This window comes from Bacteroides sp. D2, assembly GCF_025147085.1.
Lineage (GTDB): Bacteria > Bacteroidota > Bacteroidia > Bacteroidales > Bacteroidaceae > Bacteroides.
In genome coordinates, this window is sequence record NZ_CP102261.1 from 4604014 (window position 1) to 4627407 (window position 23394).

Sequence of the window (23394 nt, forward strand, 5' to 3'; positions counted from 1 at the left end):
GTATCTTGAGTTTTTATGCGTTTTTACTGTTTTTATTTGACGAGGACATGAATAGGCCTGCGCAGACTCCATAATAGACAGCACTAAACAGGTCAAAACGACCTTTGAACGCAAATGACAGACTGTTTTTCCCGGCAGCGACGGTGCTCTGATAGAGCACGGACATCCATCGTTCCATGCCTTTCATATTGCGTCGGGCATAGAGCAGGCGATTACGTGTCAGGAAATAGGTGCGTAGTTTACTTAATTGTCCGGTGCTCTGGCTTTCTTTATGAAAAACAGTGCAGCGGGGCTCATACCATAGTTCATAGCCGGCACGAGTCATGCTTGTGCTCCAGTCCAATTCTTCATAATAAAGGAAGAAAATTTCCGGCATCATTCCTACCTTTTCAATCACTTCGCGCTTAATTATCATAGCTGCCCCATGCAGATAGGGGGTGGGATGGGGCGTGTCGTAACTGCCGTCGTCCGGACAGTCGAAACCCAGCATATTGTTGCGCAACGTTACCTTTGTCAGCGGAGTAAATCCTGCAAATTGTATGTGTTGCGGTGGAAAGGCGAAACGTATTTTCGGCGATACGCCTCCGATTTCGGGACGGCTTTCCAGTCGTTCTACCAAACAGGCGACTTCGTCGGACTCGATATATGTATCATTATTGATGAGGAAGATGTATTTGCCCTTTGCGATGCGGATTCCGATATTGTTGCCACCGGAAAAACCTCCGTTTTCATTGCTGCGGATGCTGACAACTGTTGGGTATAATTCGCGTATTTTCGCTGCTTCATCTTCGCGCGAGGCATTGTCTACGACTATGATTTCATAGCTCACAGACTTCAATTTTTTGTGTAGCGATTCTATCAGTTCACAGGTGTCTTTGAACCCGTTGTAACAGATGGTAATAAATGATATGTCCGGAGCAGTGTTTGTCATTCTTGTTCGTTGGTTTCGTTAGTAGATAGTTGCTGCTCTTTTTCTTCGCTTTCTTCTTTTTCTTCGCTGATGCGCTTATCAATATGTGGAGCTGCAAAGCAGAGTGCAAAGCCTATGTATATGGGTAACTGGTTGGGATACTGCATGATATCGTTGACGTAAGTGGCGATGAAGAATCCGGCATCCATGCAAAGCCATGCCGCTACCAACCCACGCAGGCTTTTGTTGCGTACTCTAAACATGAGTATCCAGGAGCACCAGGCGAAAAGAATACCGTGAATGGAAAGATAGAGTATCAGTCCGACAATTCCTGTTTCCACCCATACGCTGACCAACCACGAGTCGGGAGGGTAGGGCATTTGCTCTTTGGATTCGAATTTTCCGGCTTTAGAGAGTCCGATGCCGTAGCCTAGTGGCTTCCTTGCCATTAGCTCTTTCATCCTTTGCCGGTTTTCAACACGCACCTGGTATGAAGCGTCTTCGGATGGATGGAATGAAGAGCGCATTTTATGGATATATTGGTTGCCGTTTCCTATGTTTGTAAAATAAAAAAAGCAAAATACGGAGATTGATACAAAAATTCCTGCCAGTAGTGCTTTCCAGTTTTTGGCGATGATGGTTATCGTCAACATTCCTCCCATGATAACTCCCATGGCTGCCCGGGTTCCTGATATTCCCATTCCGTAAAGTCCTCCGGCAGCAATGAGGATGAAATAAATACGCAGCCATTTGGATTTCACGAAAAAGGCGGAGATGGAGAAAACGACAGCTGACATGGCAGCGTGTACTCCATAATTGGCTGCATCAGAAAAACAAGAGAAGTAGCGGATGCCCGACCAGATGATGTGTGTACGCCATCCGCCCAGTGCATGTAAGAAATAAAGTTCTTTGGAGTTAAATCCATAATTTTTCTGCCAATAGCCTTTTATGGTGAAAATGATGACGAATATGGACCATATAATCAATAAGAGCTCAATGTCTTTTTTAGTGCGGATAACGAGCGGGACGACAAAAGCACATATTAAAGGTATAAGTGCATAAGGTGTCAGGTTGATATTCCATGCCGCCTGCACATTGTTGGGGTTTAGAATCTCTAGGAGATAGAAACATAGCCAGACTGCAAACATATAGGTCATTATGTTTTGTCCCGGTTTCCAGCTTATTTGTTCATCGTTGTTAAGTTGTACTAAAGTGATAGTGGTAAATAGCAAGATGAATACCATTGAGAATAGTCCCACCTTGATATTTATTAACATACCTGCCGCTACCAACACGAATTGTATAGCTAACAGGATATGGAAAGTTACTATCCTGTTATTCGTCATCATCTTCTTCCTCTGTCTCTTTGGCTTTTCTGCTTAGATTGAATTTGATTTTTTCAGTAAGCGACAGTTGGCTGAATCGGTAGCCGATTCTACGTAACAAGGTGTAGGGTGGGAGCTGTCCGGTAAAATCTTCTACTGCATCGCGGTTAGCATTGGTCAGACATATACGGAACGGAACATTCGCTTTACCCATCTGTGTTATAAGTTGCTCGCAAAGTTGCTTGTCGATGGTTTTCCATCCGCGATCTGCTGGGCTTACCAGAATATTGGCGTTGGCGTCATTCAGCAGAGCGGTCGGTATATTGCTTTTCGACAATGGCGGATAGGCAACGATCAGTATGTCTTCTCCTTGCAAGGTGTAAAAGTCTGTGATACTTTTTGCAAGCAAATATTGAGTGGATTCGGTATTAAAATCCTCTCCGTACATGATGAACCTTGTATTTAGCATACGACTTTGCATATATCCGCAGATCAGATTTCCTATGATTTCCTCACTGGAGTTTTCACTGGTGCTGAACAGGTTGATAATAAATACCCCGGGTGATTTTCGTTTGGTCAGGAAACAGAGCAGGGAGTTGCTCAACTCTTTGACTGAAAGTTGAACATACGTTTTGGTCAATCCTCCATAACGGGCGGAAGACGGGTTGGGAACGGCTCCTATCACTTTAAATCCAGTCACGCGTTTGGTTCGGTTTGCATCACGTAATGTCCTGTCAAGAAATTCAATCAGTAATAAGATAGCAATGATTATCAAAAAACTACCCACACAAGCAGCAATAACAATCTGCTTGCGGTTAGTTGAATTAGATCCAATTGGATAAGTAGGCTCATTGAGTACTTTTAATGTGGCAGAAGTCATTTCCAGATTTTTCTTTCTCAACAAGGCTTCGTTGTAGCTCTGCAATACAGTCAGGTAACTGCGTTCCGTGAAATTGATGGAGCGTTCTTTTTGCCTGATGGTGGTACCTACAGGGGCGAAAAACACATAACGGTCGTTCAATTCCCGGCGAGCGTCCTGCACGATTAACAGTTCGGCTTTGGCTTTTTCAAATAGTAGGGTTTGTTCCAGCCATTGGTCGATAATGTTGGTACGGCTGACACCTTCTTTCGTATATTTGTGGCCTACATAGGAGGTCGTTAAATCATTCAGTTCTTGTTTCAGTTCGCTCAACCGTTTTTTGTCACCCGACAGAGATTCTATGTTTCCTTGCTTCGTGTCGCTTATGGCTTCTACTTCCGAAATTTTGCTGGTGATATTGGACGCTTCTCTTAACTTGTCTACGAATTCCATATTCTTGAGCATTTGTTTGGCATTGCTATCCATGTGCTTCTCCAGTTCCTCAAGCATCGATTGGGTGCTGTTATATGCAAAAAGTGCATTTTGCTCCCGCAGTTCGAACTCCTTGCTGATGGCTGCTATTTCTTTCGTTTCATCCAGATAGTTGATGATTCGTTTTTGTACGTTGTATTTGGTCAGGTCTTCTTCTTCTGAATTAAGCTTCTTCCCGATGCGTTTCAACTCCTCTTCAAAGTATTTGATTACTTTGTCTGTTTCTCCGTAGCGGATGCGGCGGTATTCTTCTACGAATTCATCCATCAGGATGCTTACTGTGTTGTAGGCAATGCCAGGATCATCGGAAGTATAGCTGATGTCCAACAAATCACTGGTGAGCCGACGTTGCACTTTGATGTTTTTTAAAGCATTGTAGCTGTAGAAGGGGTGATTGTAGTAGAACATTTCATAGATGTAGTTACCTTTTTTCGGACGGATATATGCTTCCAGATTGGCAACTGTTTTATCTTCGCTCGATTTATCTACCAACTTTAATATTTCGGGGCCATGCGGACTGTTTTTTAAATGATTGTAGGTGTAATTGTAACAGGATGGAGTGATTCCGTCATTTTCATGGTCGGGATTTCCTTGGATAAGTACACGAGCGAATAATCGCAAAAATACTCTTTTAAGAGTACTCTCGGCCTGCATGATACTAATCAGGTTGTCCATAGAGTTTTGTACCGTTGCCCAGTCTGTGCGTTTGTCGCTTTCCAAATTATATCCCGAGGCTACCCCTGTGTAGAGGGTTGCTTTTACATCATATCCTCCCCGCATGTGGCGCGTGTAGTAGAAAACGAGTAATGTGAATATAGAGGTCCCTAGCAGTATCAGCCAGCGGTGGCGAAATAGGGTTCGTATGATGGAAATGATGAAGTTCATATTTTATTCTTTTATTTTCGCATGATGGGAGTACGTGAAATAACCTCAAGTATCATTAAACTTTTTGTCAGTTCAAATCTACTGTTTTCGTATGCTTCACGGGCTTGGGACTGCCGTTCTTTATTTGTCGATAAATCCGCAGAGTCTATTGTCCCGTTGGCAAAATTCTTTTCGGAAATCTCATATTGTATATTGGCAAGCACCAGATTTTCGCTTCTCATTTTAAGAACTCTTATCTGCGAGGTGGCCATTACATACATTTCAATGATAATTTTTTTGATTTCGTCAAACTTCACTTCCCGCTCCAGCTCTGCGCTTCGAAGCGTAAGTCTTTGCCGGCTGACACGTCCTTTGAGGTCAAAAAGGTTATCCAATGGAATATTTAACCCTGCGCCTAATGTATAGCCATTCTGTGCTTGAGTGGAGTAGGTGAGGTAAGGCGCAACCGCCACATCCGTATAGGTGGATTCATTGCCGAACATTCCGTATTGATAGCTTCCCCGTAAACTGAAGAAACCGAGAAAGGACCATTTCTCTTTTTGGAGTAACTTGCGCTCTATCGTCGCCTTAATGGCTGTCAACTCATAGGCTGGATTGTTCTTGGCATTTTCAAATAAAACGGATAGTGGGGGGAGAACGATTTTACTATAATCTTCTTCATTTAATTGAGAATAATCAGACACTTCTTGTGCAACTACACGGGTCGTAGAGACGAATAGAAGTAATAGCCCCGAAAAAAAGTATATAAATTGCTTCATAAAAAAATCCTATTATTTGCTCTTGCTGTGTTATAGCTTGCGCAAATATAAGGATTAATTTCATTTATGTGCAGTCTTTTATTATCTATTTTACAATCTTTTGTGTAAATTGTGTACAGAATGTCGTTTAAATAGTATCAGAAAGCCTCTGTCATGTTGAAATAGAATAAATTCTGTTTGTTCACCATGTCTCTTCCGAAGTCGAGGCGTACATTCATACGGGGTTGAACTTCAATGCGTAATCCCAATCCGAGGTTGGGGAGCACGCCTTCTATCTTGCCCGGAGTGGGTCCCATGAATCCGCATCCTCCCCAGGCTACATATCCTATATGACTTAACATCTTTTTTACCCAAGTGCTTTTGTCCGTATTTATCATCTGGCGGTATTCGGCCATCATGACATGCGAGGACTTGTCGCGAAACTGTCCCATGTAGTAACCGCGAAGATCGAAGGGGGTCCCACTAAGTACATATTTTGTTAGGGGTACATCTCCGAATGCGTTTTTGCTTTGCACTGTCCAGGCTATCACTTTGCGGCGTCCTACTGTTTTGTATTGGCGGTAATCGATTTCCAAACGGTAAAAGTTATTATCACTGCCGAACGTTTTATTGTACATCATTCCCCGGAAGTCAAGGTAAGTTCCGCTATAAGCATTGGCGGGAATATCGCGTGTGTCATACGTCAACAGGAAGCCGAGTCCCGAACTGAAATTTTTGTATCCGTGCTCCGTACCTCCTGCCGCTATGTACGAGGGCTCATTAACCATCCCGGCAGCCGGTTTAGTTATCTTGTCATAGTTCAAATCGACTTGAGGGCCTGCAAAGAAATTACTTTCTCCCAGACGGAACAAGAACCAGGGGTTTACTTGAATGCCGCTATAACGGTACTCGCTGGTATCTTCTCCACGTTCATAATCTTTATTAGTGGAATATCCGATGCCATAAAAATTCTCGATTGTATTTTTATAAGAGAAGGTTCCGAAGATACGGAAACGGTCGCCTTTAAAGAAGAGTTGTGGTTTCGTCATCAGATTCAAGCCGCCCTTGAATATCAAGGCGATGGCCATTGGCACTACTGAACGCCGTTGAGTGGTATCACTCGGATTCATCCGAAACGTCATCAGTGCGCTACCGCCTACTAACAAACCGAAGTCCGGCGTATAACTGGGACCACCTAATATGTTATAGTGCAAATTCCGGTTTGCCACGCGCTGGCGACGCAACTCGCGCTTGGAAAGGGCAGGAATGGTGTCTGACGGGGTGCCTTCAATATCTGTAGGAGTAGTATCACTGATAGAAGTTGTAGACATTTGCAGTTCATCGCTTTTTACTGCCGTACTATCAGCCGTAGCTGACATCATATTGATGGATGGAAGCATCATCAATATTCCTATTATATATTTCTTCATAATTTCTCTGTGAGGAATTCGACTGCAAAGAAAACTCTTTTATTCCGATTAGTTTTGATGTTCTTAGATAATAAATCTAAAAAAGAATCGTATTTTTGCAGAATAAGATGTTTTTCGATATGCTGGTAAATAAAATTGCATGATTTAATCCCATACACTAAAACAATATTTGTTAGCATATCATGATCCGTCAGCCTATTAATTAATTATTTATATCAAATGAATAAACAGATTTTATCAATTTTTGTTTTCTGTGCTTTTTCTTATTCTACACAAGCGCAAGAAGTGAAAGGAGGCATCAGCGACTCCATGATGCAACAAATCAAGCAGAGTTATGCAAACACTCCCACCGACAAGGCTATTCGCAACGCCATCGGCAACAACGACATCCGTAAACTGGCTCTCAACCAGGATAACCTGAAAGGCATGGATACGCATTTTTCTATCAAAGTGTCTTCTAAAGGTATCACCGACCAAAAATCTTCTGGTCGTTGCTGGCTTTTTACAGGTTTGAATGTGATGCGTGCCAAAGCGATCGCCAAGCATAACCTCGGTTCCTTCGAATTCTCGCAAACTTATCCTTTCTTCTTCGACCAACTGGAGAAAGCCAACCTCTTTCTGCAAGGTATTATCGATACCAGCAGTAAGCCGATGGATGATAAAATGGTGGAATGGCTCTTCCGTAATCCTTTGAGTGACGGTGGAACATTCACCGGTGTAGCCGATATTGTCAGTAAATACGGGCTTGTTCCCAAAGATGTGATGCCGGAAACCAACAGTAGTGAAAATACCTCCCGTATGGCAGGTCTGATCGCCCTGAAACTTCGTGAACAGGGGCTTCAACTCCGTGATCTCGCCGCGCAAGGTGTCAAGCCTGCTGCCCTTGAGAAAACAAAAACAGAGATGTTGAGCACCATCTACCGCATGTTAGTGTTGAATCTCGGTGTTCCTCCTACTGAATTTACCTGGACTGAATATAACGCTAAGGGTGAGCCTGTGTCTACCGAAACTTACACTCCGCTTTCTTTCCTGAAAAAGTATGGTGACGAAAAACTGATTGATAATTATGTCATGTTAATGAACGATCCGAGCCGTGAATATTATAAGTGTTATGAGATAGACTACGACCGCCACCGTTACGACGGCAAAAACTGGACGTATGTCAATCTTCCCATCGAGGATATCAAAGAAATGGCTATTTCTTCTCTCAAGGATAGCACGATGATGTATTTTTCTTGCGATGTAGGTAAGTTTCTAAACTCTGACCGTGGTCTGCTGGATGTCAAAAACTACGACTACGAATCTCTTATGGGTACTTCTTTTGGCATGAACAAGAAGCAACGTATCCAAAGTTTTGCCAGTGGCTCCAGTCACGCCATGACTCTTATGGCCGTCGATCTTGACAAAAATGGAAAACCGACGAAATGGATGGTTGAAAATAGTTGGGGACCCGTCGTCGGTTATCAGGGTTATCTCATTATGACAGATGATTGGTTTAACGAATATATGTTCCGTCTAGTAGTAGAAACGAAATATGCATCGAAAAAAGCTCTCGAGGTGTTGAAACAGAAGCCTATCCGACTTCCTGCTTGGGATCCTATGTTTGCTGAATAGTTCTTTTTCTTTGCTTCTGTCTTTTGTTCCGGAACAAAAGATAAAAGATTACGTGCACGAACACGAAAGGAATTACGGATATTTTTCCGTAATTCCTTTCTTTTTTCCTACCGAATCCCAATCTTATTTATTACTTTTGCGGCAAATTTATGAAACCATTATTTTATATAGCATGGCAAATGTAATAAAGTTACGTAAAGGCCTTGACATAAACCTGAAAGGAAAAGCTGCTGAAACGTACGCAACAGTAAAAGAACCGGGATTCTACGCACTTGTACCCGATGACTTTCCTGGAGTGACGCCTAAGGTAGTTGTGAAAGAGCAGGAATATGTAATGGCTGGTGGACCCTTGTTTATCGACAAGTATCATCCTGAAGTGAAATTTGTTTCGCCGGTGAGCGGCGTGGTGACGAGTGTTGAACGTGGTGCTCGTCGTAAGGTGTTGAACATCGTTGTGGAAGCTGCTGCAGAGCAGGACTATGAAGATTTTGGGAAGAAGAATGTTGCTTCGATGGATGCTGAAGCTGTGAAAACCGCTTTGTTGGAAGCCGGACTTTTCGCGTTTATCAAACAGCGCCCTTATGACATCATTGCTGATCCGACGGTCACTCCGAAAGGAATCTTTGTATCCGCATTCGACACTAATCCGTTAGCTCCGGATTTTGAGTTTGCCCTCAAAGGTGAAGAAACAAACTTCCAGACAGGACTTGATGCTCTTGCCAAACTGGCAAAAACCTATCTGAATATCAGTGTGAAACAGAACGCTGCTGCACTGACACAGGCTAAGAATGTTACAATCACCGCTTTCGACGGACCGAACCCTGCGGGTAATGTAGGTGTTCAGATCAACCATCTCGACCCCGTATCCAAGGGAGAAACGGTATGGACTATTGATCCGCAAGCCGTAATCTTCATTGGCCGCCTTTTCAATACAGGTCGTGTAGATTTCACCCGTACAATAGCTGTGACAGGTTCCGAAGTGTTGAAACCTGCATACTGCAAACTCCGGGTAGGCGCATTGCTCACCAACGTGTTTGCCGGTAATGTAACAAAAGACAAAGACTTGCGCTATATCAGCGGTAACGTGCTGACAGGAAAGCAAGTATCCCCGAACGGATTTTTGGGCGCATTCCATAGCCAACTGACTGTTATCCCCGAAGGTGACGACATTCACGAAATGCTTGGATGGATCATGCCACGCTTCAACCAGTTCAGTGCCAACCATTCTTATTTCAGCTGGTTGATGGGTAAGAAGGAATATACGTTGGATGCCCGTATCAAAGGTGGCGAACGTCACATGATTATGTCGGGTGAATACGATAGGGTATTCCCGATGGATATCCTGCCCGAATATCTGATTAAAGCAATCATCGCCGGTGACATCGACCGTATGGAAGCACTTGGCATCTATGAAGTGGCTCCTGAAGATTTCGCTCTTTGCGAATTCGTCTGCTCTTCGAAGATGGAACTGCAACGCATTGTTCGTGCCGGACTTGATATGCTCCGTTCGGAAATGGCATAGGAGAATTAAAAAAGTAAAAAGTAAAAATTAAAAATGATAGTTGAGACTTTATGAAATTGTCTTCTGGTAAACACAGCGTAGCCTTTTCTCGATTCTCAATTTTCAATTCTCAATTTAATAAATGAAAGCGTTAAGAAATTATCTCGATAAGATAAAGCCGAACTTTGAAGAGGGCGGCAAATTCCACGCATTCCAGTCGGTGTTTGACGGCTTCGAAACATTCTTGTTCGTGCCCAACAAGACTGCGAAAACGGGAACGCACATACATGACGCAATTGATAGCAAGCGCATCATGTCGATTGTGGTTATTTCGTTGGTACCGGCTTTGCTGTTCGGTATGTATAACGTAGGTTACCAGCATTTCACTCACACGGGTGCTACTGGCAGCTTTATCGAAATGTTTGCATACGGATTCCTGGCAGTACTGCCTAAAATTATCGTATCTTATGTAGTAGGTTTGGGTATTGAGTTCGTGGTAGCTCAATGGAAGAAAGAAGAAATACAGGAGGGATTCCTCGTTTCCGGTATCTTGATCCCGATGATCGTTCCGGTAGACTGTCCGCTGTGGATTCTTGCCGTAGCTACTGCATTCTCTGTTATCTTCGCAAAAGAAGTATTCGGTGGTACAGGTATGAACGTTTTCAACGTTGCGTTGATTACTCGTGCATTCCTGTTCTTCGCATATCCGACTAAGATGTCCGGTGACGCCGTTTGGGTGTCAGGCGACAGCATTTTCGGTCTGGGACAAAGCGTAGACGGACTTACCGTTGCTACTCCGCTGGGACAAGCTGCTACATCTGGTAGTGTTCCTGCATTTAACATGGATATGATTACAGGTCTGATTCCGGGTTCTATCGGTGAAACCAGTGTGATCGCTATTCTGATTGGTGCGGTTATCTTGCTTTGGACAGGCGTTGCTAGTTGGAAGACAATGATTTCCGTATTTGTCGGTGGTGCATTTATGGCATGGGTATTCAACTCAATCGGCATGGAAAACAATACAATGGCTCAAATGCCTTGGTACGAACATCTCGTTCTCGGTGGTTTCTGCTTCGGTGCCGTATTTATGGCTACTGACCCTGTGACTTCCGCACGTACGGAAAGAGGTAAATATATCTTCGGATTCCTGATCGGTGTGATGGCTATCGTTATCCGCGTACTGAATCCGGGTTATCCGGAAGGTATGATGCTTGCCATCCTGCTGATGAACATCTTCGCTCCGCTGATTGACTACTGTGTAGTACAGGGTAACATCAGTCGTCGCGAAAAACGCGCTATCAAGTCTAACCAATAAATACCGAAAGAAAATGAATACGAATAGTAATAGTTATACTATCATTTATGCTTCGGTAATGGTTATTATCGTAGCATTCCTGCTGGCATTCGTTAGTTCTTCACTGAAATCTACACAAGACAAGAATGTGCAGTTGGACACTAAGAAACAAATCCTCGCTGCATTGAACATTAAGAATGTGGAAGATGCGGATGCTGAATATCAGAAATATGTGAAAGGGGACATGCTGATGAACGTAGACGGTACGCTGACTGAAAATACGGGCGAATTTGCTACCAACTACGAGAAAGAAGCAAAAGAACAACAACGTCTGCACGTGTTTGTATGCGAAGTGGACGGTCAGACTAAATATGTAGTTCCTGTTTACGGTGCCGGTCTTTGGGGCGCTATCTGGGGATACGTTGCACTGAACGAAGATAAAGATACCGTTTACGGTACTTACTTCTCACACGCTAGTGAAACTCCGGGTTTGGGTGCTGAAATTGCAACCGAACATTTCCAGAATGAATTCGTTGGAAAGAAGACTTTGGAGGATGGCTCTATTGCTCTTGGAGTTGTGAAGAATGGCAAGGTGGAAAAACCTGAATATCAGGTGGACGGTATCTCTGGTGGTACAATCACTTCTGTAGGTGTAGATGCCATGCTGAAGACTTGCCTGAATAGTTACTTGAGTTTTTTAACTAAATAAAAGGAGGAGAAAGATAGAATATGGGACAACTGTTTTCAAAGAGAAATAAAGAAGTATTCTCTGCTCCGTTGGGAATTGATAACCCGGTAACCGTACAGGTGCTCGGTATCTGTTCTGCACTTGCTGTTACTGCAAAACTGGAGCCTGCTATTGTAATGGGACTTTCGGTAACAGTGATTACTGCATTTTCTAACGTCGTTATTTCATTGTTGCGCAAAACCATTCCTAACCGTATCCGTATCATCGTTCAGTTGGTAGTGGTAGCCGCTCTGGTAACTATTGTAAGTGAAGTTTTGAAAGCGTATGCTTATGATGTAAGTGTTCAGCTTTCTGTATATGTAGGTTTGATTATCACCAACTGTATCCTGATGGGACGTCTGGAAGCATTTGCCATGCAGAACGGTCCTTGGGAGTCTTTCCTTGATGGTCTGGGCAACGGTTTGGGATATGCTAAGATTTTGATTATCGTTGCTTTCTTCCGCGAACTGCTTGGATCGGGAACATTGCTCGGTTTCAATATCCTGAACTACGAACCTATCCAGAATATCGGATACGTAAATAACGGTTTGATGTTGATGCCGCCGATGGCATTGATTATCGTAGCTTGCATTATATGGTATCAACGTGCACGTCACAAAGAACTGCAAGAAGAAAGTAATTAATTCTTCATTCTTAATTCTTAATTAAAAGATATGGAACATTTATTAAGTTTATTCGTCCGCTCTATCTTTGTGGACAACATGATATTCGCATTCTTCCTGGGTATGTGCTCATACCTGGCTGTTTCGAAGAATGTGAAGACTGCCGTAGGACTGGGTGTTGCTGTGACTTTCGTGTTACTGGTGACGCTTCCGGTGAACTACTTGTTGCAAACCAAAGTGCTGGCTGCTAATGCTATCATTGAAGGTGTCGACCTTAGTTTCTTGAGCTTTATTCTTTTCATTGCCGTTATTGCCGGTATCGTGCAATTGGTGGAGATGGTGGTAGAACGCTTCACTCCGTCACTGTACGCTTCGCTGGGTATCTTCCTGCCGTTGATTGCCGTTAACTGTGCTATCATGGGTGCTTCTCTGTTCATGCAACAGCGTATCAACGTCGCTCCGAGCGATCCGAAATACATTGGTGATATCTGGGATGCTCTTTCTTATGCATTAGGTTCCGGTATCGGTTGGTTGCTGGCTATCGTAGGTCTGGCTGCTATCCGCGAGAAAATGGCTTACTCTGACGTACCTGCTCCGTTGAAAGGTTTGGGTATCACATTTATCACTGTAGGTCTGATGGCAATCGCATTTATGTGTTTCTCTGGTTTGAACATCTAAAAAGAAAGGAATAAGACAATGGATATGAATTTAATATTAGCGAGCATTGGGATATTCCTTGTGGTTATTCTGTTGCTTGTTGTAATCTTGTTGGTTGCCAAGAATTTCCTGGTACCATCAGGAGACGTGAAACTGACAATCAACGGCGAAAAGGAGTTGGAAGTGGCTTCCGGTTCTACTTTGCTGAATACGCTGTCTGTAAACGGAGTATTCCTGTCATCCGCTTGTGGTGGTAAGGGGTCTTGCGGACAGTGCAAATGCCAGGTGCTCGAAGGTGGTGGAGAAATCTTACCTTCAGAAGCTCCTCACTTTAGCCGCAAACAGCAACAGGACCACTGGCGTCTGGGTTGTCAGGTGAAAGTGAAAAGCGACATGGCTATCAAGATCGACGAATCTATCTTGGGCGTGAAAGAGTGGGAGTGCGAAGTAATCTCCAACAAGAACGTGGCTACGTTTATCAAAGAGTTTATCGTTGCTCTGCCTGAAGGTGAACACATGGACTTTATCCCGGGTTCTTACGCACAGATCAAGATTCCTAAATTCTCAATGGATTATGACAAGGATATTGATAAGAGCTTGATCGGTGACGAATATTTGCCTGCATGGGAGAAATTCGGTTTGCTGGGCTTGAAATGTAAGAATGACGAAGAAACAATTCGTGCTTATTCTATGGCCAACTATCCTGCTGAAGGCGATCGTATCATGTTGACAGTACGTATCGCTACTCCGCCGTTCAAACCGAAAGATCAGGGTCCTGGATTTATGGATGTAATGCCGGGTATCGCTTCTTCTTATATCTTTACCCTGAAACCGGGTGACAAGGTTATGATGAGCGGTCCTTACGGAGACTTCCATCCAATCTTCGATTCTAAGAAGGAAATGATGTGGATTGGTGGTGGTGCCGGTATGGCTCCGTTGCGTGCGCAAATCATGCACTTGACCAAGACATTGCATACTACTGACCGTAAGATGTCTTACTTCTACGGTGCCCGTGCGCTGAACGAAGTGTTCTATCTGGAAGATTTCCTGCAAATCGAAAAGGACTTCCCGAATTTCACTTTCCATTTGGCTCTCGACCGTCCGGACCCTGCTGCTGATGCTGCAGGCGTGAAGTACACTCCGGGATTCGTTCACAACGTAATTTACGAAACTTACCTGAAGAATCACGAAGCTCCTGAAGATATTGAATACTACATGTGTGGTCCTGGTCCGATGTCGAAAGCTGTTGAGAAGATGCTCGACGATCTTGGCGTTCCGGCACAGAACCTGATGTTCGATAACTTCGGAGGATAATTCGCGGAAGAGAACAAACCGGTTGGAACAATGACCGGAAAGGTTACATAAACACAGAGCGGGAAATCTGAAAAGCAGTAATGCTTCTTCGATTTCCCGCTTCTTTTTGGCATTATCTCATAATGTCTTTCCGTTATGGTTTGTATCTATTTTATGTCTGTTTTAAAGATAGTTCTCCTTTTTTATCCGTACTTATCTATTATATTCGTATATTTGGCTACACATTAAAGTACAATAGGTTATGGAATATCATCGTATATCTTTTATTCACAATGATACAGAGTATTCATTTGTCAAAGCTATGAGTTCAAGTTTAACGGGATATGCCTTGGTGACAGCTTGTAGGGCAGAAGTAACCATTTACATGAAAGAGAATAATCTGAAAGGTTATTATATATTGACCGGCATGGCTAAAGTTTAATTGTATGAAAAATGAAATTATACAGTCGGCTCTCCGCAATTTGAAGATTGAAGAGCTGAATCCGATGCAGGAAGCATCACTTGAACAAGCTACCGGAAGAAAAGACGTTATACTGTTGTCACCGACAGGGTCGGGCAAGACATTGGCTTATCTGTTACCTTTGCTCCTTACCCTAAAACCGAATGATGACAGCGTGCAGGTATTGATTCTGGTTCCTTCACGTGAGTTGGCATTGCAAATAGACTCTGTGTTCAAAGCAATGGGGACTTCCTGGAAAACCTGTTGTTGTTATGGTGGACATCCTATCGCTGAAGAAAAGAAGAGTATAGTGGGTAATCACCCTGCTATCATCATCGGTACTCCGGGACGTATCACCGACCATTTGTCGAAAGGAAATTTCAATCCCGAAACCATCGAGACTTTAATTATCGATGAGTTTGACAAATCTTTGGAGTTTGGTTTCCATGATGAAATGGCAGAGATTATCACACAACTTCCGGGATTAAAAAAACGTATATTGCTTTCGGCTACCGATGCTGAAGAGATTCCTGAATTTACAGGATTGAACCGCACGGTGAAGTTGGACTTCCTTTCGGACGCTTCTGAAGAGCAGGAGTCCCGTTTGAAACTGATGAAGGTGCTTTCTCCTTCCAAAGATAAGATTGATACTTTATATAATCTGCTTTGTACATTGGGAAGCAGTTCGAGCATCGTATTCTGTAATCATCGGGATGCAGTGGATCGTGTGCATCAGTTATTGGCGGATAAAAAACTGTCTGCGGAACGTTTTCATGGTGGTATGGAACAGCCGGACCGCGAACGTGCGCTCTATAAATTCCGTAACGGCAGTTGTCATGTGTTGATTTCTACCGATTTGGCTGCCCGTGGACTGGATATTCCGGAGGTGGGACATATTGTTCATTATCATTTGCCGGTGAATGAAGAAGCTTTTACGCACCGCAATGGACGAACAGCACGTTGGGATGCTACCGGAACGTCCTATCTGATTTTGCATGCCGAAGAGAAACTTCCTCCGTATATCCCGGAAGATATGGAAACAGTTGTGTTACCTGAAAATCCTCCCCGTCCTCCGAAATCGGTTTGGGCTACCATTTATATAGGTAAAGGAAAAAAGGAGAAACTTAGCCGGATAGATATTGCCGGATTCTTATATAAAAAAGGTAATCTGACGCGCGAAGATGTCGGAGCGATTGACGTCAAAGAACATTATGCTTTTGTCGCTGTTCGCCGGGCTAAGGTGAAGCAACTCTTGAATCTGATTCAGGGGGAGAAAATCAAAGGAATGAAGACTATTATAGAAGAAGCGAAGTAAAGATCTTTTCTGTAAGATACCTTACTTGACATCTATGGATAACAAAATGGTGTATATATCCTGTATAAACCAATAAAAAGAAAGGAAAATCTGCTTTAAAACAGTATTTTTATAAGGAAAGATTTGTGCGGCGGAAATAAATTCGTAAATTCGCAAGGTCAAAAGACAAAAGTAACGAAATTGTTAAACCAAAAACAAACTTCAAATGAAAAAGCATAATTTCAATGCAGGACCTTCCATTCTTCCGCGTGAGGTGATAGAGGATACAGCGAAGGCTATTTTAGATTTCAACGGCTCTGGTCTCTCTTTGATGGAAATCAGCCACCGCGCCAAAGACTTCCAACCTGTGGTTGACGAAGCAGAGGCATTATTCAAGGAATTACTCAATATCCCCGAAGGCTATTCGGTACTGTTCCTGGGTGGAGGTGCTAGTATGGAGTTCTGCATGGTTCCTTATAACTTCCTGGAAAAAAAAGCTGCTTACCTGAACACTGGTGTATGGGCTAAGAAAGCAATGAAAGAAGCTAAAGGGTTTGGCGAAGTTGTAGAAGTTGCTTCCTCTGCTGAAGCTACATATACTTATATCCCAAAAGATTATACAATCCCGACAGACGCAGATTATTTCCACATTACTACTAACAACACAATTTACGGTACAGAATTGAAGAAAGACCTCGATTCTCCGGTTCCGATGATTGCCGATATGTCTTCTGATATTTTCTCACGTCCGATCGACGTTTCTAAATATATCTGTATTTATGGTGGTGCACAAAAGAATCTGGCTCCTGCAGGTGTTACATTCGTTATTGTTAAGAATGATGCTGTAGGTAAGGTTTCTCGTTACATTCCGTCAATGCTGAATTATCAGACACACATTGATAATGGTTCTATGTTCAATACTCCTCCGGTAGTGCCCATCTATGCTGCATTGCTGAACCTTCGTTGGATCAAAGCACAAGGTGGTGTGAAAGAAATGGAACGTCGTGCCATTGAAAAAGCGGATATGTTGTATGCTGAAATCGACCGTAACAAAATGTTCGTGGGGACTGCTGCCAAAGAAGACCGTTCACGTATGAACATCTGTTTCGTGATGGCTTCCGAATACAAAGACTTCGAAGCTGACTTCTTGAAGTTTGCTACTGAAAGAGGTATGGTAGGTATCAAGGGACACCGTTCTGTAGGTGGTTTCCGTGCATCTTGCTACAATGCTCTGCCGAAAGAAAGCGTACAGGCTTTGATTGACTGTATGCAGGAATTTGAAAAACTTCATTAATATATTATTTTCACCACAGATTACACGGATTTTCACAGATTCCTAAATTCTATAATCTGTGAAAATCTGCGTAATCTGTGGTGAGTCTTTATAAACAGAATTAAATTATGAAAGTACTTGTAGCTACAGAGAAACCGTTTGCTAAAGTTGCAGTAGACGGTATTCGTAAAGAAATAGAAGCAGCCGGATTTGAGCTTGCTTTACTTGAAAAATATACTGATAAGGCTCAATTGTTGGATGCAGTGAAAGATGCTAATGCCATCATTATCCGTAGTGATATTGTTGATGCAGAGGTGCTTGATGCTGCTAAAGAATTGAAAATCGTAGTTCGCGCCGGTGCAGGATACGATAATGTGGACCTGGCTGCTGCCACAGCTCACAATGTATGCGTGATGAACACTCCGGGACAGAATTCTAATGCTGTTGCCGAACTTGCTTTGGGTATGATGGTATATGCTGTCCGTAACTTCTATAACGGAACTTCCGGTACAGAATTGATGGGCAAGAAATTAGGTATCCATGCTTATGGAAACGTAGGCCGCAATGTAGCTCGTGTTGCCAAAGGTTTCGGAATGGAAGTGTATGCTTATGATGCATTCTGCCCGAAAGAAGTAATCGAAAAAGATGGTGTAAAAGCACTTGATTCTGCAGAAGAATTGTACAAGACTTGCCAGGTGGTATCTCTTCATATTCCGGCAACTGCCGAAACAAAGAACTCTATCAATTATGCGCTGTTGAAAGATATGCCGAAAGGTGCTATGTTGGTAAACACTGCCCGTAAGGAAGTGATTAACGAAGCAGAACTAATCAAACTGATGGAAGAGCGTGCAGACTTCAAATATATCACAGATATTATGCCTGCTGCTAATGCAGAGTTTGCAGAAAAGTTTGCCGGACGTTATTTCTCAACTCCTAAGAAGATGGGTGCTCAAACTGCTGAAGCAAATATCAATGCCGGTATTGCTGCCGCTCAACAAATTGTTGGCTTCCTGAAAGATGGTTGCGAGAAATTTAGAGTAAACAAGTAAGATTCTGAATAAGTCTGCCGGATTTTTCAGGATAACTAGGGTAGTATCTGAATAAAAACAATCCGTTGCAGAATGTCTTTTTTAGAAATAAGTAGTATATTTGAGCCACAGATTTTCAAGAAGTCTGTGGCTTTAATTTTTTACATATAAAATACTAATATCATGGCAATAATCAAACCTTTCAAGGGCATTCGTCCCCCGCAAAACCTCGTAGAACAGGTCGCTTCACGTCCTTATGATGTACTGAACTCTGAAGAAGCCCGCGCAGAAGCGGAAGGTAACGAAAAGTCTCTTTATCATATTATTAAACCGGAAATAGATTTCCCTGTTGGTACGGATGAACATGACGAACAGGTGTATGCTAAAGCTGCCGAGAATTTCCAACTGTTTCAGGACAAAGGCTGGTTGGTGCAGGATAAGAAGGAAAACTATTATATCTATGCCCAGACGATGAACGGGAAAACGCAATACGGACTGGTGGTCGGTGCTTATGTTCCCGATTATATGAATGGTATTATCAAAAAGCATGAGCTTACCCGTCGTGACAAGGAAGAGGATCGTATGAAACATGTGCGTGTGAACAACGCAAACATTGAGCCTGTTTTCTTTGCTTATCCTGATAATGAGAAGCTGGATGTTATTATAAAGAAATATACAGCAAACAAGCCGGTTTATGACTTTATCGCTCCGGGTGATGGCTTTGGACATACTTTCTGGATTGTCGACCAGGATGCAGATATTGCTACCATTACTGCCGAATTTGCTAAAATGCCTGCTCTTTATATTGCTGACGGGCATCACCGTTCTGCCGCTGCTGCATTGGTGGGAGCAGAGAAAGCAAAGCAAAATCCGAATCATCGTGGTGATGAAGAATATAATTACTTCATGGCTGTTTGCTTCCCTGCAAACCAGCTAACCATCATCGATTATAATCGTGTAGTGAAAGATCTCAATGGTTTGACTCCCGAGCAATTCCTGGCTGCACTTGATAAAAACTTTATAGTAGAAGAGAAGGGTGCGGATATCTATAAACCATCCGGCTTACATAATTTTTCACTCTATTTGGGTGGTAAATGGTACAGCTTGACTGCTAAGGCCGGTACGTATAATGATAACGACCCTATTGGTGTGCTTGATGTTACAATCTCTTCCCACTTGATTTTGGATGAAGTTTTAGGTATAAAGGATCTGCGTTCTGATAAACGTATTGATTTTGTCGGTGGTATCCGTGGATTGGGAGAGCTCAAGAAGCGTGTGGATAGCGGTGAAATGAAAGTGGCTTTGGCTCTCTATCCCGTATCTATGAAACAGTTGATGGATATTGCAGATACAGGCAATATTATGCCGCCGAAGACTACTTGGTTTGAACCGAAACTTCGTTCGGGACTGGTGATTCATAAGTTAGATTAAAAAATATCTGTAAGATGATGCGAAAATCATTGTTGATAGGGACTATATCAGTAGATGTGACGCTTGATTGATGTAGAAAAAATAGTGACGGGATATGCCCGGGATAGTGACGGTATCGTTGTGGTATACCGTCACTATTTTTATTGGATACCGTCACTATTTTTAATTCCCCCAACTGCCTATCATCGATAAGTGGAACATTAATATTTCCAAATGATAGATTGACTTTTCTCATTAAAGCCGTATCTTTGCAACATGACTGCTGAAGATACTTATAAAACCATCATTGAGCCTTCCGAAGGTATTTATACGGAAAAACGAAGCAAGTTCATTGCTATAGCCCTTCCTGTGCGTACTCTCGATGAGATAAAGATGCATCTTGAAACGTATCAGAAAAAGTATTATGATGCACGGCATGTATGCTATGCTTATATGTTGGGAGCTGCGCGAAAGGATTTCCGTGCCAATGACAACGGAGAACCTTCCGGAACAGCGGGTAAACCTATTCTCGGACAGATAAACTCGAATGAACTGACGGATATACTGATTATAGTAGTTCGTTATTTTGGAGGAATCAAGTTGGGGACAAGTGGATTGATTGTTGCTTACAAGGCCGCTGCTGCCGAAGCGATTGCTGCCGCTACTATTATAGAAAAGACGGTAGATGAGGATGTGACGGTAATGTTTGAATATCCTTTTATGAATGATGTCATGCGCATTGTGAAAGAAGAGGAACCGGAGATTCTTAATCAGTCGTATGACATGGATTGTAGCATGACATTGCGGATTCGTCGTTCGATGATGCCTAAGTTGCGTGCACGTTTGGAGAAGGTGGAGACAGCGCGGATTCTTGATGATGAGAATATTTTGTAGGTAAAGTATTAGAAGTAGTAATAGAGATAGAGAGTGGATTGCATGATAAATAAATGTCACATAATTTTTAGTCTGTTTTTAAGTTCCTTTGTATGGATGAGCGTTCAGGCGCAAGCACAAATACAGGAAACTCAAAAACTGGCTCCTAATAATATTCCTGTTCCGTGGTATTCGCAGAAAATCGCGGGATGCCCTTACTCGCATTGCTCTCTGGCTTCTTCGTTAATGGTCTTTGATTATTTTAAGGGAATGACGGCTGATACACAACGTACAGCCCAGGATGCAGAAAAGAAACTGATTGAATATCAGCGGAACTACTTTCTGAAAAAACGTGCTCCTTTCCGTCGCCGTACTTCAATAGGGCAGGGAGGATATTATTCTTTTGAGATTGATTCGTTGACACGTTATTATGAAAACATGATAAGTGCCGAACATTTCCAGCAGAAAGATTATCGGATATTGAAAGATTATATTGATCGTGGCATTCCTGTGCTTGTAAATGTGAGATATACAGGTGCAGTTCGTGGTTTGCGTCCTGGTCCGAGAGGGCACTGGATGGTGCTTCGTGGCATTGATGATAAACATGTGTGGGTGAATGATCCCGGACGTTCGCCGGAGATGCGGACTAAAGGAGAAAACATCTGTTATCCCATTAAGAAACAGCCGGGTAACCCTTCCTATTTTGATGGTTGTTGGACGGGACGATTTATCATAGTCACTCCCAGAGAATGGATACGAAACTCCCTGTTTGCACAGGTAGGCAAGCTCCCTCCATTGGAGGAGGTGACTCATATAGTTCCTCCGGTTGTGTCGTCTGTAACCTTACCGCAGGTTATCAATCAGTAGAAGCAACTCATAGTTAGGAAAATTCAGTAGTAGAATTAAGATAGAACATTTGTAGTAAAATAAAGAAGAACAAAAATATATGGCATTTGAAGCAACCAAAAAAGAATGGTGCGAACTCTATTCTTTCTTTCGTCTCTTAGCAGATGGAAAAGTAGTGTTAGGCACAGCAGAAGCAAAGGCGGGAGATACATTTTGGCCTGTTGCAATGATTCAACGGGAAGAACATGATGGAACACGTCAATATTATATTGAAGAAGATACGATTCGTATAGAAGGAGAGAATGGGAGTAAGTCCATGCCTCGTGAAGATTTTGGTATTGTAGCTGATCTGATATTACAGGCTGTGAAATCTTCGCCGGAAAATGATGTTGCTTCTCCAGAAGGAGTAGAAGAGTTTTTAGACGAAGCTGCCATTTTCGATTTGGAAGCAAAAACAGAAGATCGCACAGATTTTTCCATTACATTTTGGCATCCGAAAGCTCCGTTAAGAGGTTTCAATGTCCGTTCACGGTTGGGCGTAATGAATCCGTTGTTGGACGGAGGACGTGCAGCGAATCTTAAACTGGAACAGAGTGGAGTCAAATTTGCCACTCCAACAGTGAATAAAATCAATGCTTTGCCTGAATCTCCGAATGAAGTTGCCGAACGGATGATGATGATCGAACGTTTGGGGGGCGTACTTAAATACGCTGATGTAGCCGACCGCGTATTCCGCAGTAATCTTTTGATGATTGATCTGCATTTTCCACGTGTACTGACAGAAATGGTTCGTATCATGCATTTGGATGGTATCTCCCGTATTAGTGAGTTGACGGAAGTTATTAAACAAATGAATCCGTTGAAGATTAAAGATGAACTAATCAATAAGCATAAGTTCTATGAATTCAAGATGAAGCAGTTCTTGATGGCATTAGTATTGGGAATGCGTCCTGCAAAGATTTACAATGGATTGGATTCGGCAGTGGAAGGTATTCTATTGGTGGATGGAAATGGAGAAGTGCTCTGTTATCATAAATCGGAAAAGCAAATAATGGAGGATTTTTTGTTTTTAAATACCCGTTTAGAAAAAGGATCTTTAGAGAAAGACAAATACGGGTTCCTGGAGAGAGAGAATGGAGTCTATTATTTCAAACTGAATGCAAAGATTGGGCTGGTCAAACGGTAGAAAAGTATAATGTATTGATGCAGTTAAACTAATAATGATGGCATACTTATATAAAATACTTGTTATCCATGAAAACAAATGAAGTTTTAGAGAACATTAAAGCACGCCGTAGCGTACGGGCTTATACTGGCCAGCAAGTTTTAGAAGAGGATTTGCAGGCTATTTTGGAAGCTGCAACTTATGCACCGAGTGGAATGCATCTGGAAACATGGCATTTTACGGCTATTCAAAATATGGATAAGTTGACAGAACTGAATGAACGGATTAAAGGGGCTTTTGCAAAAAGCGACGATTCTCGTTTGCAGGAACGTGGACATAGTAAGACTTATTGTTGCTATTATCATGCTCCGACTTTAGTGATTGTATCTAATGAGCCTACTCAATGGTGGGCTGGTATGGATTGTGCTTGTGCCATAGAAAATATGTTCCTAGCTGCCCAGTCTTTAGGTATCGGCTCTTGTTGGATCAATCAGTTGGGGACAACATGTGATGATCCGGAGGTTCGTGAATTTATTACTGCTTTAGGTGTTCCTGCCAATCATAAAGTCTACGGTTGTGTAGCTTTGGGTTATCCTGATTCGAAGATTCCAATGAAAGAGAAAAAGGTAAAGGTTAATACAATAACTATCGTTAGATAGAATACAGCCTCTTGTCTGATAAAAATAATTCCGGGACTT

The 23394-nt window shown here is 42.6% G+C and carries 21 protein-coding genes; 16 read left to right on the forward strand and 5 right to left on the reverse strand.

What is annotated here, in order from left to right; translation table 11 throughout:
* Nucleotides 1–13: 13 nt before the first annotated feature.
* The 5 genes from NQ505_RS16730 to NQ505_RS16750 form a co-directional block, all read right to left on the reverse strand.
* The gene (locus NQ505_RS16730) at nucleotides 14–931 is read right to left on the reverse strand and encodes a glycosyltransferase family 2 protein (protein WP_008999395.1); all 918 of its coding nucleotides are present in this window, start codon (nucleotides 929–931) and stop codon (nucleotides 14–16) included.
* Nucleotides 928–2256, reverse strand: coding sequence for an O-antigen ligase family protein (locus NQ505_RS16735; protein WP_032853623.1), 1329 nt, complete (start codon nucleotides 2254–2256; stop codon nucleotides 928–930). The genes NQ505_RS16730 and NQ505_RS16735 overlap by 4 nt, the downstream gene beginning before the upstream one ends.
* Nucleotides 2246–4471 (reverse strand): GumC family protein, encoded by a 2226-nt coding sequence (locus tag NQ505_RS16740; protein ID WP_008999397.1) that lies wholly within the window; start codon nucleotides 4469–4471, stop codon nucleotides 2246–2248. The genes NQ505_RS16735 and NQ505_RS16740 overlap by 11 nt, the downstream gene beginning before the upstream one ends.
* Before the next feature lie 11 nt (nucleotides 4472–4482).
* Nucleotides 4483–5229, reverse strand: coding sequence for a TolC family protein (locus tag NQ505_RS16745; protein ID WP_117610669.1), 747 nt, complete (start codon nucleotides 5227–5229; stop codon nucleotides 4483–4485).
* 137 nt (nucleotides 5230–5366) lie between these two features.
* Entirely contained in the window at nucleotides 5367–6638 is a 1272-nt protein-coding gene (locus NQ505_RS16750) for a BamA/TamA family outer membrane protein (protein ID WP_050547463.1), read from the reverse strand.
* Between the two features lie 219 nt (nucleotides 6639–6857).
* Between NQ505_RS16750 and NQ505_RS16755 the strand changes: the two genes are divergently transcribed.
* The 16 genes from NQ505_RS16755 to NQ505_RS16830 all read left to right on the forward strand — a co-directional run bounded on the left by NQ505_RS16755 (nucleotide 6858) and on the right by NQ505_RS16830 (nucleotide 23355).
* Nucleotides 6858–8252: a C1 family peptidase gene (locus tag NQ505_RS16755; RefSeq protein WP_008999399.1), complete on the forward strand. Its 1395-nt coding sequence runs from the start codon at nucleotides 6858–6860 to the stop codon at nucleotides 8250–8252.
* Nucleotides 8253–8424: 172 nt separating this feature from the next.
* Nucleotides 8425–9774: a Na(+)-translocating NADH-quinone reductase subunit A gene (locus NQ505_RS16760; RefSeq protein WP_008999400.1), complete on the forward strand. Its 1350-nt coding sequence runs from the start codon at nucleotides 8425–8427 to the stop codon at nucleotides 9772–9774.
* 121 nt (nucleotides 9775–9895) lie between these two features.
* On the forward strand, nucleotides 9896–11068 hold the full coding sequence (locus NQ505_RS16765; RefSeq protein WP_004306321.1) for an NADH:ubiquinone reductase (Na(+)-transporting) subunit B: 1173 nt from the start codon (nucleotides 9896–9898) through the stop codon (nucleotides 11066–11068).
* Between the two features lie 13 nt (nucleotides 11069–11081).
* Nucleotides 11082–11756, forward strand: a complete 675-nt coding sequence (locus tag NQ505_RS16770) for a Na(+)-translocating NADH-quinone reductase subunit C (RefSeq protein ID WP_008999401.1) — start codon at nucleotides 11082–11084, stop codon at nucleotides 11754–11756.
* A 20-nt stretch (nucleotides 11757–11776) separates the two neighbouring features.
* Entirely contained in the window at nucleotides 11777–12418 is a 642-nt protein-coding gene (locus tag NQ505_RS16775) for an NADH:ubiquinone reductase (Na(+)-transporting) subunit D (protein WP_008999402.1), read from the forward strand.
* 30 nt (nucleotides 12419–12448) lie between these two features.
* Nucleotides 12449–13075 carry an NADH:ubiquinone reductase (Na(+)-transporting) subunit E gene (nqrE, locus tag NQ505_RS16780; protein WP_008999403.1) on the forward strand — a complete coding sequence of 209 codons (627 nt, stop codon included), beginning with the start codon at nucleotides 12449–12451 and terminating at the stop codon, nucleotides 13073–13075.
* Nucleotides 13076–13093: 18 nt separating this feature from the next.
* On the forward strand, nucleotides 13094–14368 hold the full coding sequence (nqrF, locus tag NQ505_RS16785; RefSeq protein ID WP_008999404.1) for an NADH:ubiquinone reductase (Na(+)-transporting) subunit F: 1275 nt from the start codon (nucleotides 13094–13096) through the stop codon (nucleotides 14366–14368).
* Between the two features lie 241 nt (nucleotides 14369–14609).
* Entirely contained in the window at nucleotides 14610–14789 is a 180-nt protein-coding gene (locus tag NQ505_RS16790) for a hypothetical protein (protein WP_004306317.1), read from the forward strand.
* 4 nt (nucleotides 14790–14793) lie between these two features.
* Nucleotides 14794–16122, forward strand: a complete 1329-nt coding sequence (locus tag NQ505_RS16795; protein ID WP_259825624.1) for a DEAD/DEAH box helicase — start codon at nucleotides 14794–14796, stop codon at nucleotides 16120–16122.
* Between the two features lie 205 nt (nucleotides 16123–16327).
* The gene (serC, locus tag NQ505_RS16800) at nucleotides 16328–17395 is read left to right on the forward strand and encodes a 3-phosphoserine/phosphohydroxythreonine transaminase (RefSeq protein ID WP_008999405.1); all 1068 of its coding nucleotides are present in this window, start codon (nucleotides 16328–16330) and stop codon (nucleotides 17393–17395) included.
* Between the two features lie 107 nt (nucleotides 17396–17502).
* The gene (locus NQ505_RS16805; protein WP_008999406.1) at nucleotides 17503–18423 is read left to right on the forward strand and encodes an NAD(P)-dependent oxidoreductase; all 921 of its coding nucleotides are present in this window, start codon (nucleotides 17503–17505) and stop codon (nucleotides 18421–18423) included.
* A gap of 162 nt (nucleotides 18424–18585) precedes the next feature.
* Entirely contained in the window at nucleotides 18586–19833 is a 1248-nt protein-coding gene (locus tag NQ505_RS16810) for a DUF1015 domain-containing protein (protein WP_008999407.1), read from the forward strand.
* A 255-nt stretch (nucleotides 19834–20088) separates the two neighbouring features.
* A complete protein-coding gene (locus NQ505_RS16815; RefSeq protein WP_004300400.1) occupies nucleotides 20089–20706 on the forward strand; it encodes an IMPACT family protein in 618 nt (205 codons plus the stop codon).
* Nucleotides 20707–20802: 96 nt separating this feature from the next.
* A complete protein-coding gene (locus tag NQ505_RS16820) occupies nucleotides 20803–21552 on the forward strand; it encodes a C39 family peptidase (RefSeq protein ID WP_004300401.1) in 750 nt (249 codons plus the stop codon).
* 79 nt (nucleotides 21553–21631) lie between these two features.
* Entirely contained in the window at nucleotides 21632–22717 is a 1086-nt protein-coding gene (locus NQ505_RS16825) for an HpaII family restriction endonuclease (RefSeq protein WP_004311625.1), read from the forward strand.
* 68 nt (nucleotides 22718–22785) lie between these two features.
* Nucleotides 22786–23355 carry a nitroreductase family protein gene (locus NQ505_RS16830; RefSeq protein ID WP_004326962.1) on the forward strand — a complete coding sequence of 190 codons (570 nt, stop codon included), beginning with the start codon at nucleotides 22786–22788 and terminating at the stop codon, nucleotides 23353–23355.
* Nucleotides 23356–23394 lie beyond the last annotated feature (39 nt).